Annotated in this window: 14 protein-coding genes, 1 tRNA gene and 1 other annotated feature; of the genes, 1 reads left to right on the forward strand and 14 read right to left on the reverse strand. The window is 30.0% G+C overall.

Going from position 1 to position 14,219, the window contains the following annotated elements:
- From tuf to ACRDDY_RS16590, 10 genes are all read right to left on the reverse strand, one after another.
- A partial coding sequence (gene tuf / locus ACRDDY_RS16545; protein WP_438566040.1) for an elongation factor Tu occupies nt 1-1,109 on the reverse strand: 1,109 nt, incomplete at its 3' end.
- Nucleotides 1,110-1,169: 60 nt separating this feature from the next.
- A tRNA-Thr gene (locus tag ACRDDY_RS16550) sits at nt 1,170-1,245 on the reverse strand.
- 76 nt (nt 1,246-1,321) lie between these two features.
- Entirely contained in the window at nt 1,322-1,942 is a 621-nt protein-coding gene (gene sigH / locus ACRDDY_RS16555; RefSeq protein ID WP_438566041.1) for an RNA polymerase sporulation sigma factor SigH, read from the reverse strand.
- Nucleotides 1,943-2,048: 106 nt separating this feature from the next.
- Nucleotides 2,049-2,558 carry an NYN domain-containing protein gene (locus tag ACRDDY_RS16560; protein ID WP_438566042.1) on the reverse strand — a complete coding sequence of 170 codons (510 nt, stop codon included), beginning with the start codon at nt 2,556-2,558 and terminating at the stop codon, nt 2,049-2,051.
- 18 nt (nt 2,559-2,576) lie between these two features.
- Nucleotides 2,577-3,479, reverse strand: a complete 903-nt coding sequence (gene rlmB / locus ACRDDY_RS16565; protein ID WP_438566078.1) for a 23S rRNA (guanosine(2251)-2'-O)-methyltransferase RlmB — start codon at nt 3,477-3,479, stop codon at nt 2,577-2,579.
- 81 nt (nt 3,480-3,560) lie between these two features.
- Nucleotides 3,561-3,980: a Mini-ribonuclease 3 gene (locus ACRDDY_RS16570; RefSeq protein WP_438566043.1), complete on the reverse strand. Its 420-nt coding sequence runs from the start codon at nt 3,978-3,980 to the stop codon at nt 3,561-3,563.
- A 58-nt stretch (nt 3,981-4,038) separates the two neighbouring features.
- Entirely contained in the window at nt 4,039-5,442 is a 1,404-nt protein-coding gene (gene cysS / locus ACRDDY_RS16575; protein ID WP_438566044.1) for a cysteine--tRNA ligase, read from the reverse strand.
- A 19-nt stretch (nt 5,443-5,461) separates the two neighbouring features.
- Nucleotides 5,462-7,177: a proline--tRNA ligase gene (locus tag ACRDDY_RS16580; protein ID WP_438566045.1), complete on the reverse strand. Its 1,716-nt coding sequence runs from the start codon at nt 7,175-7,177 to the stop codon at nt 5,462-5,464.
- A 65-nt stretch (nt 7,178-7,242) separates the two neighbouring features.
- Nucleotides 7,243-7,422 (reverse strand) — a binding site (T-box leader).
- A gap of 53 nt (nt 7,423-7,475) precedes the next feature.
- Nucleotides 7,476-8,156, reverse strand: coding sequence for a 2-C-methyl-D-erythritol 4-phosphate cytidylyltransferase (gene ispD, locus ACRDDY_RS16585; RefSeq protein ID WP_438566046.1), 681 nt, complete (start codon nt 8,154-8,156; stop codon nt 7,476-7,478).
- An 11-nt stretch (nt 8,157-8,167) separates the two neighbouring features.
- The gene (locus tag ACRDDY_RS16590) at nt 8,168-9,280 is read right to left on the reverse strand and encodes a PIN/TRAM domain-containing protein (protein ID WP_438566047.1); all 1,113 of its coding nucleotides are present in this window, start codon (nt 9,278-9,280) and stop codon (nt 8,168-8,170) included.
- Nucleotides 9,281-9,540: 260 nt separating this feature from the next.
- On the opposite strand from ACRDDY_RS16590, the gene ACRDDY_RS16595 reads away from it, so the two are divergent.
- Nucleotides 9,541-9,939 (forward strand): DUF1573 domain-containing protein, encoded by a 399-nt coding sequence (locus tag ACRDDY_RS16595; RefSeq protein WP_438566048.1) that lies wholly within the window; start codon nt 9,541-9,543, stop codon nt 9,937-9,939.
- Nucleotides 9,940-9,990: 51 nt separating this feature from the next.
- Here the strand turns inward: ACRDDY_RS16595 and disA are convergent, their stop codons facing one another.
- The 4 genes from disA to ACRDDY_RS16615 form a co-directional block, all read right to left on the reverse strand.
- Nucleotides 9,991-11,055: a DNA integrity scanning diadenylate cyclase DisA gene (gene disA / locus ACRDDY_RS16600; protein ID WP_438566049.1), complete on the reverse strand. Its 1,065-nt coding sequence runs from the start codon at nt 11,053-11,055 to the stop codon at nt 9,991-9,993.
- A gap of 18 nt (nt 11,056-11,073) precedes the next feature.
- Nucleotides 11,074-12,441, reverse strand: a complete 1,368-nt coding sequence (gene radA, locus ACRDDY_RS16605; RefSeq protein ID WP_438566050.1) for a DNA repair protein RadA — start codon at nt 12,439-12,441, stop codon at nt 11,074-11,076.
- Nucleotides 12,442-12,679: 238 nt separating this feature from the next.
- Complete coding sequence (nagB, locus tag ACRDDY_RS16610) at nt 12,680-13,411, reverse strand: glucosamine-6-phosphate deaminase (RefSeq protein WP_438566051.1); 732 nt, start codon at nt 13,409-13,411, stop codon at nt 12,680-12,682.
- The gene (locus ACRDDY_RS16615; RefSeq protein WP_438566052.1) at nt 13,408-14,130 is read right to left on the reverse strand and encodes a GntR family transcriptional regulator; all 723 of its coding nucleotides are present in this window, start codon (nt 14,128-14,130) and stop codon (nt 13,408-13,410) included. The genes nagB and ACRDDY_RS16615 overlap by 4 nt, the downstream gene beginning before the upstream one ends.
- Nucleotides 14,131-14,219 lie beyond the last annotated feature (89 nt).

A 14,219-nucleotide genomic window follows, 5' to 3' on the forward strand; every position in this document is an offset into this window, starting at 1 on the left:
ATTGGGTTAATTAATTCAACTTCCATATCGATGTGGTCTCCAGGCATAACCATTTCCATACCTTCTGGTAATTTGATTGATCCTGTAACGTCAGTTGTTCTGAAGTAGAATTGTGGTCTGTATCCATCAAAGAATGGAGTATGTCTTCCACCTTCTTCTTTTTTAAGTACGTATACTTGACCTACGAATTTTTTATGTGGGTTTACTGATCCTGGCTTAGCTAAAACTTGCCCTCTTTCAATCTCAGTTCTTTGAACCCCTCTTAATAACGCTCCGATATTATCTCCAGCTTGCGCATCGTCTAATAATTTTCTGAACATTTCAATTCCTGTTATAACAACTTTTCTAGTTTCTTCGCTTAATCCAACGATTTCAACTTCATCACCTACGTGAAGAATTCCACTTTCAACTCTTCCAGTTGCAACTGTTCCTCTTCCTGTAATTGTGAATACGTCCTCTATTGGCATTAAGAATGCTTTATCTGTAGCTCTTTCTGGAGTTGGGATGTAGCTATCTACTGCTTCCATTAACTCTTCGATACATTTTATTGAAGCTTCATCAGTTGGGTTTTCTAATGCTTTTAAAGCTGACCCTGTTATTACTGGAATATCATCTCCTGGGAAGTTGTATTCGCTTAATAATTCTCTGATTTCCATTTCAACTAATTCTAATAACTCTTCATCATCAACCATATCAGCTTTGTTTAAGAAAACAACGATGTGGTCAACTCCTACTCTTGATGCAAGTAAGATATGTTCTCTTGTTTGAGGCATTGGACCATCTGCAGCTGAACATACTAATATAGCTCCGTCCATTTGTGCAGCACCAGTGATCATGTTTTTAACATAGTCAGCGTGTCCTGGACAGTCAACGTGTGCATAGTGTCTGTTTTCAGTTTCATACTCAACATGTGCAGTATTGATTGTGATTCCTCTTTCTTTCTCCTCTGGAGCTTTATCGATTTCGTCATATTTGAATGACTCAGCGAATCCTTTGTTAGCTAATACTGTAGTAATAGCTGCTGTTAATGTAGTTTTACCGTGGTCAACGTGACCGATAGTTCCTATATTTACGTGTGGTTTGCTTCTTTCAAATTTTGCTTTTGACATTGTAAATTCCTCCTTTAATTCTAAATAAACCTTGCCTAGCGTTTTTTCAAATCTCAGACTTGGAGCTCACGATCGGGATTGAACCGACGACCTCCGCCTTACCAAGGCGACACTCTACCGACTGAGCTACGTGAGCACTCAATATATTGAAGTTATCCAATATACCAATTATAAAGTTTACTATTTTTCTTTTCTTTTGTCAATATAAATAATCACTTTATATCCAAGCATTTTTCGAGCTTTCTTTTAACTCTTTGAAGTGCATTATCTATAGATTTTGCTTGCCTATCTAAATCACAAGCAATTTCTTGATATGACTTCCCATCTAAATATGAATTAAGAACTTTTTGCTCTAAACTTGATAGATTTTCTTGGATTTTTTCTTCTATTCTTAACATTTCTTCTTGACTTACTACTAGTTCTTCCGGGTCTGTAATTTTAAATCCAGCTAAAACATCTAATAATGTTCTTTCAGATTCTTCTTCATATATAGGCTTATTTAGAGATACGTAAGTATTTAATGGTATATGTTTTTGTCTTGTTGCTGTTTTTATTGCTGTGATTATTTGTCTTGTTACACATAATTCTGCAAATGCTTTAAAGCTTGATAGTTTTTCAGGATTATAATCTCTAATTGCTTTATACAATCCAATTAATCCTTCTTGATAAATATCCTCCTTATCAGCTCCTATTAGAAAATATGTTTTTGCTTTTGATTTAACAAAATTCTCATACTTATTTATTAAATATTCTTGTGCATAATTTTCTCCATTTTTTGCGTATACAACAATTTCTTCATCCGATTTTTTTTCTAATTCTATATGCTTATTCATATATTCCTCACCATTTTCCTAGCTTTGCTATCTTAAATCAAGTCCTAAATATACATTTTATTATACAATAAATTACAAATCAAAGTCAAACTTTAATCTTTCTGTTTTACTTACTTCTTCTCATTGCTTCTAACTTCACTAAAACTTCTTGATTAATATTATCTGAAAGATTATTTTTATGGTTTATTTTATTTTTTTCTGTTTCAACCTTTATTTTTTTTTCTGCTATAATAACATCTTTATAAAATTCTGGTGAAGATTTTCTCGATGCACCTCTTTGGAATATAGTTTGCTGTTCTAAATTATCAGAAGTTACTACACATACATCATACTTTCTCCCAATTCTATCTACTTCACGTTCAATAAACGAATCAGCCGTTTCTCCCATTTTAGTAAATACAACTTCTAGTAATCTTGTGATATCTTCTTTTTTCTCTATACTACCTTGAACCATATGTGCATCAAAAACAACTATCACCTGTTCATTTTTATAGCTACTATAATTCTCCATTATTTCTATTAACTTTTGTCTAGCACCCTCTAATCCATCTTTGCCTACCTTCAAATTAGGCCAACTGTTAATCACATTATATCCATCTACAAAGATTATCTTCACCTTTCATCCCTCTTTTTCTTATTTTAGTCTTCCTTTTAAGACCTCATACATCATTATCCCTCCAGCTACAGAAGCGTTTAATGAATTTATTCTTCCTACCATAGGTATTTTCACTACCTTATCACATTTTTTTAATGTTAATTTAGATATTCCTCTACCTTCGCTTCCTATAACTATTCCACAAGCACCTTTAAAGTTTACTTCATGGCTATATTCTCTTCCTTCAATATCAGCACCATATATCCATACACCAGCATCTTTTAGCTCGTCTATTGCTTTATTAATATTTGTAACTTTAGCTATTCTAACATGCTCTACTGCTCCAACCGATGATTTATATACTGTTGGTGTTATTCCTACATTTCTTCTCTTTGGTATTATTATACCATGAACTCCACAAGTTTCTGCTGTTCTTATTATTGAACCTAAGTTATGTGGATCTTCTATTTCATCTAATATTATTATAAATGGCTCTTGCCCTTTTCTTTCTGCTCTCTTTAATATATCTGATACTTCACAGTAATTATATGGAGTTATTTTAGCTACTACACCTTGATGTACAACTCCATTCACCATAGAGTCTAATGCTCTTTTTTCTACTTCTTTAATTACTATTTTCTTATCTTTCGCCATCCCAATTATTGCATTAATTGAACCTTCTCTCGTTCCATTACTTATGTAAAGTGCTTCTATAGTTTTATTACCTTTTAAAGCCTCCATAACTGCATTTCTTCCAATTATTAAGTCTTCTCTTATTTCTACTACCTCTTCTATTTTTCTATCTTCTTTTACCGGTCTAACTTGTTTTACTGGTCTAGCTTCTTCTCTTCTGTTTCTATTCTTTTCACCTCTTATTAATCTAGTGTTATTATCTGTTCTAGCATTTTTCTTTTTTAATCTTTCTTCTCTCTCTTCAGACATCTTTTTTAATTCTCTATAGCTCTTTTTAGGTTTTTTCATATTATAATTCTCCTCTATTCTAATAAATTTTATTTTATATTATTATTTATTTTTACATACTTCTATTGCTCTATCAAATATATATTCTAATCTTTCTACATTGTTAATTAGATATAGATATCCTACTAAAGCCTCGAATCCTGTTGCCATTCTATAATCTCTTACATCTGCATTTTTAGGTACAGTTGCCGATTTTGTATTTCTTCCTCTTTTATAAATATATAGTTCTTCTTCTGTAAGTTCATCTTCTATTTCATGCATGACATTAGCTTGGCTTTGTGCTTTTACATATCCAATTGCTTCTCTATGCATTTTATTAGCTAAAAGACTCGTGTTATTAGCTAATATATAATTTCTTATATATATTTCATATGCTCCATCTCCAACTAATGCTAGTTGAAGCGGATTTAATCCTCTAGCCTCATCCTTAGAAAATTCTCTCACTCTTAAATTTCCTATCATCCTTTATCTCCTTTAAATAAAGGAGATACTTCAACATTTTGAAGCATCCCCTAGTGTTTTAATTAACCTTCTTCCATCTAACACCTTGTGCCGTATCTTCAAGAATAATTCCTCTAGCTTTTAAGTCATCTCTAATCTTATCAGCTAATGCAAAATCTCTATCTTTTCTTGCTTGTTGTCTTTGTTCTATTAATCCTTCAACTTCTTCTGCTATTTTTGTATCTTTAGTTGATTTTTGTAATATTCCAAGTGGTGCTCCAAGTTCTCTTATTAATTCTAAAGCTTTTTCTACTAATTCTTTAGATGAAATTACTGTCACATTTGTATTTGTATCTTTTATTAAATCAAATATTGCTGTTATTGCATCTGCTGTATTGAAATCATCATCCATTTTTGCAATATATTTTTCTCTATATTGATTTAAACTTTCTAAATATATTTTCTCTTCTTCTGTCATTTCTTGAAGTTTCACTTCATCAATCAGATTTTCTAAATTTCCTACTGCATTATATAATCTATCAACAGAAGCTTTAGCTGAGTCTAATAAATCTTTTGTGTAATTTAATTGTACTCTATAATGACATGATAACATTAAAAATCTTATTACATCTGCATCATATTCTTTTAAAACATCTCTCGCTGTAAAAAAATTATTTAACGATTTAGACATTTTTTGATTATTAACATTTACATATGCTGAATGCATCCAGTAATGAGCAAATGGCTCTCCTGTTAACGCCTCACTTTGAGCTATCTCATTTTCGTGATGTGGGAATGCAAGGTCCATTCCACCTGCATGTATATCTATAGTATCACCTAATATATTTTTTGCCATACATGAACATTCAATATGCCATCCTGGTCTTCCTTCACCCCATGGACACTTCCATGCAGGTTCTCCCTCTTTCTTTGCTTTCCATATAGCAAAATCCATTGGATCTTTCTTTCTATCATCTATATTTACTCTTTTCCCTATATTAAGCTCATCTAAATTTTGCTTAGATAATTTTCCGTATCCTTCAAACTTTCTTGCACTAAAGTAAACATCTCCATCAACTTCATATGCATATCCCTTTTCAATAAGCTCTTTAACAAATTTTATAATTTGCCCAATATATTCTGTAGCTCTTGGATTAATTGTAGCTCTTTCAATATTTAGAGCATCTGCATCAGTATAGTATTCTTTAATATACTTATCTCCAATTTCTTTAACAGTTGTACCTTCATCATTAGCCTTATTAATCATTTTATCATCTATGTCTGTAAAGTTTTGAACAAAGTTTACCTTATATCCTTTATATTCAAAATATCTTCTTACAGTATCAAAAACTATAAAAGTTCTTCCATTTCCAATGTGAAAAAAGTTATATACCGTAGGGCCACAAACATACATTTTAACTTCGCCTGGTGTTATCGGCTTAAATTCTTCTTTTTGTCTAGTTAATGTATTATATAATTTCATGCTTTTCCTCCTCTTTATTCTACCTTAAATTAAGATTATTTTTCTTAAATTCTTCTCTTACTCTATTTTCTACTTCTTCTATTTTTATTATCTCATTATCCACACTTGTTCTTAATCTAAATTCAACTTCACCTTCAGTAATTTTCTTTCCAACAACTACTCTCATTGGAATTCCCATAAGTTCTGAATCTTTAAATTTAACTCCTGCTCTCTCTTTTCTATCATCAAATAAAACATCTAATCCTAATGATTTTAAGTTTTTATAAATTTCTTCTGCAATTCTCATTTGCTCTTCATCTTTTGAGTTAACTGCTATTACTGATACTTTATATGGAGCTACTTCTAATGGCCATACTATTCCATTTTCATCATGATGTTGCTCTATTATTGATGCAACTGTTCTTGTTACACCTATTCCATAACAACCCATTATAAATGGCTTTTCTTTACCATCTTCATCTATAAATTTAGCATTCATAGCTTCTGAATATTTAGTACCTAATTTGAATATATGTCCTACTTCTGTTCCTCTAGCAATTGTTATCTTGCCACCACATTTAGGACATCTTTCACCTTCTTCTACATTTCTGAAATCTCCAACCGTTCCTTCAAAGTCTCTTCCATAATTAATTCCTTTTAAATGGTATCCTGTTTCATTTGCTCCAACTACAATATTATTCATAGCTTTAACTTCTGCATCAACTAACATTAAATCCACTTTTATTCCTACTGGTCCTGCAAATCCTGTTTGTGCATTTGTAGCTTCCATAACTTGTTCATGTGTTGCAAGTTCTATATCAGTTTCTGCATTTGCTGCATTTGCAACCTTAACTTCATTTACTTCTCTATCTCCTCTAACTAAAACAGCCACACACTTTCCATCAACATTATATAATAATGTTTTAACTATTTTCTTAGGATCAACATTTAAGAAACTTGAAACTTCTTCAATAGTTCTACTATCTGGAGTTTCTATCTTTTCCATTTCTACCATAGCTTCTGTAACTATTTCATCTGGCATTGCTTCTGCTTTTTCTATATTAGCTGCATAATCACATTCTGTACAGAATACTACATCATCTTCACCAACTTCTGATTTAACCATGAACTCAACTGAATTTGATCCTCCAATTGCTCCTGAATCAGCTTCAACACCTTTTGCATCTAATCCACATCTATTAAATATATTAACATATGCATCATGCATTTTATTAAATGCTATATCTAACCCTGCTTGGTCTCTATCAAAGCTATATGCATCTTTCATTATGAATTCTCTTGATCTCATAACTCCAAATCTTGGTCTTCTTTCATCTCTATATTTAGTTTGAATTTGATAAAGATTTATTGGTAATTGCTTATATGATTTTATTTCATTTTTAACTATACTTGTAAAAACTTCTTCATGGGTTGGTCCTAAACAATAATCTCTTGAACCTCTATCTTTTACTCTGAACATTTCTGCTCCATAAGCATCCCATCTTCCTGATTCTTGCCATAATTCAGCTGGAATAATCGCAGAGCATAATAATTCCTGTGCTCCCTTCTCTTCCATCTCTTCTCTTATTATTTCTTCAACATTCTTAAGAACCTTAATTCCTAATGGTAGATAATTGTATATTCCTGAGGTCATTTTTCTTATTAACCCTGCTCTAATCATTAATTGATGACTTGCTATTTCTGCTTCTGCTGGAACTTCTCTTAGTGTTGCTATTAGCATGTTTGACATTTTCATATTATTATTTCCTCCTAAAATTCCTTTATAAGTTTATTCATAAAAAAGTCGCCCTATATTTTTACATATAGGGCGACTTATATCGCGGTACCACCTAAGTTTATTTCTTTGAATAATGATAACGGTATTAAACCGATAGTTTTCTATTAACTCCAAAGCTGGTTCAAAATCTATTTGAAAATCTTACAGCCTATGGATTTTCTCTCTGAAAGACGATTTCTACTATTCTTCTTCAACGTAAATAATATAAAGTTATGATTTTTAATTATATCTTTTATATATTTCTCTGTCAATAATTCTAAATATTAGCTTTAGATAAATATTTTGCAAGTATAAGATCCTCTGGTGTAGTTACTTTTATATTTGTGTATTCACCCTCATATAAATAAACCTTTTCACCAAAAAATTCAACTACTGAAGTATCATCCGTAACTCCAATACCTCTCTCCTTAACTTTTCTATGATATTCTAATATTAAATTATATTCAAATACTTGTGGCGTTTGTATCGCTACTAAAGATGACCTATCTAAAGTTTCTTTTGAAAAAGATCTATTATCTTTTACTTTTATAGTATCTTTTGGCATCACTCCTGGTGCGGCACATTTATATTTTCTAGCAAATTTTATTCCTTCTTCAATAATTCTATTACTTAGAAAAGGTCTTACTCCATCATGAATTAAAACAATATCTTTTTCTTTCACCGCCTCTAATCCATTTAAAACCGAATCTTGTCTCTCTTTTCCACCAACTACTATAGAATCAACTTTCAAATCATACTTATCTACTATCTCTTGCCTACAATAATCTATTTCATCTTCTGGCACAACAACTATAATTTCATCTATCTTACTGCAACTCATAATTTTTTTTATAGTATAATATAAAATTGGTTTTCCATTTAACTCTATATATTGTTTACTGATATTTGAATCCATTCTCTTCCCTTTTCCACCAGCTAATATTATTGCACTATTCATTTTATAAACTCCTATTCTTTAGGCTTTGCAAATATCATTCTTCCTGCCGCTGTTTGAAGTACTGATGTAACTATAACTGTTATAGTTTTACCCATACATGATCTTCCACCTTCTACTACTATCATAGTTCCGTCATCAAGATATGCAACTCCTTGCGTAGGTTCTTTACCATCTTTAACAACTTCTACTATCATTTCTTCACCTGGTATAACTACTGGCTTAATAGCATTAGATAATTCATTTATATTTAATACTGGAACACCTTGAACTTCTGCAACTTTATTTAAATTATAATCATTGGTTATTACTTTTCCATTCATAACTTGTGCAAGTTTTAATAACTTTGCATCAACTTCTGCTATTTTAGGAAAATCCCCTTCCCAAATCTGAGTTTCTATATCAATTTCTTTTTGTATTTTATTTAATATATCAAGACCTCTTCTTCCTCTTACTCTTTTTAAAGAATCTGATGAGTCCGAAATATGTCTAAGTTCATCTAATACAAAACTTGGTATAACTAATGGACCTTCTATAAACCCAGTTTGACAAATATCATATATTCTTCCATCAATTATTACTGATGTATCTAGAACCTTTGGAAATGGTTTATATCCTTTTGTTATTTTTACTGGTTTTCCTTTCTTTTCCTTTACAGGCTTCTCTTTTCTCTCTTTTTTAATAGACATTAGCATGTTATTGATATCATCTTTTTTACTTATCATTATTTTCATACCTAATATTGCTGCTACTATATTCAATAATGTGTATAATAATGGTCCTATTAAATATATATTATTTAATCCTTTACCAAAGAAATACGTAATCATCAATAATACCAGTGCACCTATTGCACCATATATTATTTCATTGACTGAAATATTTTTCATGTTAGCTTCTACATAATCCATTAAATTAGATATTAACTTATATATTGCTGGTGAAGCTGCGTAAAGAATAATACCAAATAATAAAGAAATAAATATAAGAAATAATACCGAACCTAAGGTAGTTGATAGATAGCTTATCTCTTTAACTGCCTCAATTTTCAATACAGCATCTCCAATTATATAACCTATAAGAAATCCTGTTATTGTAAGAATTCCTCTTGTTAATTTTTTTAACATTTTTTTCACCTCCATAATAAAGTATTGCCATAATAGACTTATTAAATACCCCTTTATAGGGTTTTTTATAAATTTACTATATCCTTAGTATACCATAGTAACTACATCTCTTGAATTAAGTTTTTCTTAATATCACAATCTGCTTCAAAATTTATTTTTTAGACAATACCCCCTATATTTTTAAAATTCATTAGTATATCATACCAATTAAAGAGGTTTATTTTTACTTATATATATTGAATATTAAGGGAGTGAATATAATGAAGGATATAATATTTGATGAATTCCAAAATTCAGTAAATGATTCTTTACTTAGACATAAAAGTATTCTTGATATTTCTAGTAAATTTTCTGAATCTAGCGCTAGAATAAATCGTGCTATTATAAAATCTGTTACTACTTGTGGCTGTATTTCTATTAATGCTACGAAACAATGTCTTCCTTCAGAAAATATATCTTTTGAAGAAATTTCAAATTGTTTTAAATCTCATTTATCGGGAACATTATGTGAAAATTGTAGAGATATTATAGAAAAGGAAATGGGCAATAACCTTTTCTATTTAACATCACTTTGCAATACATTAGGCATTAATCTTTATGATGTTCTTTTAAAAGAGCATCATAAAGTCAACACACTTGGTAAATTTAATTTTAGATAATAAAAGCGATATCTTTTGCAGATATCGCTTTTATTATGCTCAATTTATTTTTTATAATTCAGCTTTTAATGAAATTTGTTCATTAATTCTTCTAAGACCATTTCGTATAGCTTTAGCCCTTGCTTCACCAATTCCTTCTACTCTATCTAAATCCTCTATTTCAGCTGTTATTATTTTATTAAAACTTCCAAAATGTTTTATAAGATTTTCAATTACTGTAGATGGTATTCTTGGAATCTTGCTTAATATTCTATATCCTTTTGGAGAAATTAAAGTATCTGCAAGTACAGTATATCCATGCCCTAAAGTTCTTGCTATTGCTTCTAAATCTATTAATTCCTCTGAAGTTAGTTTTTGAATTTCATCATAAATATCATTAAACTCATTTTCATAATAACAATAGTCTCTTATAAGAAGTATTCCATCTCTTTCTACATATCTTATAAGCTCATTTAATTGCATTGAAATAAGTCTTCCTTCATTTCCAAGCTCTAATATATATACTCTTATTTCTTCTACTATTCTCATTACCATCTCTGTTCTTTGAATAGCTGTAACTACATCAAAAAGAGTTGTTAAATCCTGAAATTCTAATAGATTTAAATTGTTTATTACTCTATCTAACACAGATACATACTTCTCTAAAGTTTGTATTGCTTGATTTGCTCTTCCAAGTATTATACTGCTTTCTCTAAGAACATATTTTATATCACCTTTATATACGGTAATTATATTTCTTCTTTGAGAAATAGCTATTGTTACTTTATTAGTTTGTCTTGCCACTCTTTGAGCTGTTCTATGTCTTGTTCCTGTTTCTACAGTTGGTATTTCTGCACTAGGCACAAGCTGTGCATTAGCACAGACTATTCTTTTTATATCCCTGCTTAAAACTATTGCCCCATCCATTTTAGCTAGTTCATATACATATGCTGGTGAATAATCTGCATTAATTTTAAATCCACCATCTACAAGTTCCATTACATCTTCATTATCACCTAAAACTATCAGTCCTCCTGTTTTAGCTCTAAGTATATTTTCAAGGCCTTCTCTTAAAGCAGTTCCAGGACACATCATTTTAAGTATTTTCTTTATTTCCAAATCTCTTTCTAATCTCATAATACTTATCACCTATTTTTAAAATATCTTTTTAATCGCTTCCCTAATATTATTTACGCCTATTACATTTATTTTTCTACCTACTAATTTATCTTTATTTCTATATGGAACTATTACATTTTCAAATCCCATCTTCTCAGCTTCATTTACAAGTCTTTCAGCTGATGTTACTGGTCTAATTTCTCCTGTTAATCCGACTTCTCCAACTACTAGTATTTTTGGTAAATTAATATTTGAATTTTTTAAACTTGATACAAGTGCTATAGATAATCCTAAATCTGCTGTAGTACCTTCTATATTTAGGCCTCCAACAACATTTACATATACATCACAATTATAAAATGGCACTTTTAATTTTTTCTCAAGGACAGCTAGAATTAAACTTAATCTCTGGTTATCAATTCCTACTGCTGTTCTTCTCGGCATAACTGCCTTAGTTTCTGTTACAAGTGCTTGTATTTCAACTAAAATCGGTCTTGAACCTTCCATAACTCCTATAACTACAGATCCTTCTTGATTAAAATTTGTATCCTCTAGAAATATACTTGAAGGATCAAATACTTCTACTAGTCCTTCTTGCCTCATTTCAAAAACACCTATTTCACTGGTTGTTCCAAATCTATTTTTCATAGTTCTTAGGATTCTAAATTCCTCCGTTCTCTCTCCCGAAAAATGTAATACAGTATCAACCATATGTTCTAATACTCGTGGCCCTGCTAGTTCTCCTTGCTTAGTTACGTGAGCTACTATAAATAATGGAACATTTTTATTCTTTCCTATTCTCATAAGTTGATTTGAACATTCTCTTACCTGTGAAACACTTCCCGGTGCTGATGTAACATTCTCTTTATATATAGTTTGAACAGAATCAATAATTACAAACTTAGGCTCTATTTGATCTATATATACTTCAATCTTATCTAAATTAGTTTCTGATATTATAAATAACTCATTGCTAGTTACTCCTAATCTATCTCCCCTAATTTTAATTTGTTCCTCAGATTCTTCTCCTGAAACATATAAAACTTTACCATATTTATTCGATATATTACTTGCTGTTTGAAGTAATAATGTAGATTTACCTATTCCAGGATCTCCAGATATAAGTGTTAAAGAACCTTTTACAAGTCCTCCACCAAGTACTCTATTCAACTCTTTTAGTCCTGTATCAAGTCTTTCCCTCTCCCCTGATTTAATCTCCTTAATACTTTTAGGCATTGCATCTATTGTAATCGATTTTGCTATCTTATTTTTAGCTACTACTTTTTCATCTTTTATTTCTTCTATAAATGTATTCCACTCATTGCAATCTGGACATTTCCCAAGCCATTTTGGACTTTCATATCCACATTTTTGACAAGTAAATATTGATTTTATCTTAGCCATAAAAACACCCTTCACTCTTAATTATTTTTATGTATTAAAAATAATCTTCTATCTTTATAATTATACTTTTAATTATATCGTACTTTTATAATTATATAAATTATTTTATATTTTTTATTCATTATCTTTTATTCTTGTTCCTCATTAGTTTAAATATACCGTTTTAAAATTAATTACTTCAAAAAAAAGTGCCTATTTTTAATCAAAATAGCACACTTTTTCTTTTCATTTGTAAAAATTATTTATTTAATAACTTTGCTGCTGCTTCATCTAATACAACAGTTACATCATTATGCATTTGAAGCATTGTTACAGGACAACTAGTTGATATTTTTCCGCTAAATAACTCCTTCATAGCCTCTGCTTTATTTTCTCCACTTGCTAATAATAATATTTTTTTCGATTTCATTATCTGTCCAAGTCCCATTGTTACAGCAGTCTTTGGAACTTCATCTGCTGAATCAAAATATCTTGAATTTGATTCTATAGTACTTTTTGTTAAATCTGTTAAATGTGTTCCTGCTACTAAATTTCCGTCTGGTTCATTAAATGCTATATGTCCATTAGTTCCAACACCTAATAGTTGAATATCTATTCCTCCTAGTTCATCAATCATAGCATCATATTTTCTACCTTCTTCATTAACATCTTCAGCTAATCCATTTGGTACAAAAGTTCTTTTCTTATCTATATTGATATAATCTAATAAGTGAGTATTCATAAAATATCTATAGCTTTGTGGATGTTCCCCTGATAAACCAACATACTCATCTAAGTTTACTGAAGTTATATCTTTAAAATCTATTTCTTTATCCTTATTCATTCTAATTAACTCTTTATACATTCCTTCTGGAGTTCCTCCAGTTGCAAGTCCTAATATTGCTTTAGGATTACTTTTTATTACAAAAGCCATTTCCTCTGCTCCAACTCTACTCATTTCATCATAGTCTTTTACAATTATTAATTTCATTTTAAAATCCCCTCTCGTCTTGAAATATTTACTTCTAATATATATTTATCTGATCTATATACTGATTCTTCTATAAAAAGAATTTTTCCTGTATCATCTAAAGTTTTTCCATATGTTCGTATAAGTGGACTTACCTCCGACACTTTAAATAAATCTTTATAAAAATCATTCATTATTATCGCTGTTATCTCTGATTCTGAATGATCTATTTTATACCCCTCTTCTTCTAATACTTCAAATAATGAACCTTCTAATTTGCTCTTATCTAAATCACGTATTATATTTTCTGGAATATGTACAATTTCATTTGCTATACATTCAGCATCTACATTTCTTATACGGTTTATTCTATATACCTTCTCCGAGTCTAATAAATCTAAAATTTCCTCTGGTGTATTTATCAACTCAAATTCTACAACTTCTGTTTTCAGACTTCTTCCAGATTTTTTTATAATATCTGTAAAACTCATAACGTCTTTTTGCTTTACTTTAGGTTCACATACAAATGTTCCCTTACCTTTTTCCCTAATTAAAAGCCCTTCCTGAACTAATTCTCCAAGCGCCTGTCTAACAGTCATTCTACTTACTTCATATTGCATAGAAAGTTCCCTTTCACTTGCAATACATTCATTCAATTTCCAAAATCCTTGTAAAATTTTTTCCTTAATTTCTTCTTTAAGTTGATAGTATGCCGGTATTGGACTATTCTTATCTATCATAAGTTTTCCTCCTAATTCTATTATATATAATATTAATATAGTTGTCTAGACCACTATAACTTTTAATTTTATTATTTGTATAAATAATT

The sequence above is a fragment of the Clostridium sp. genome (assembly GCF_051656525.1).
In the GTDB taxonomy this organism is placed as follows: domain Bacteria; phylum Bacillota; class Clostridia; order Clostridiales; family Clostridiaceae; genus Clostridium.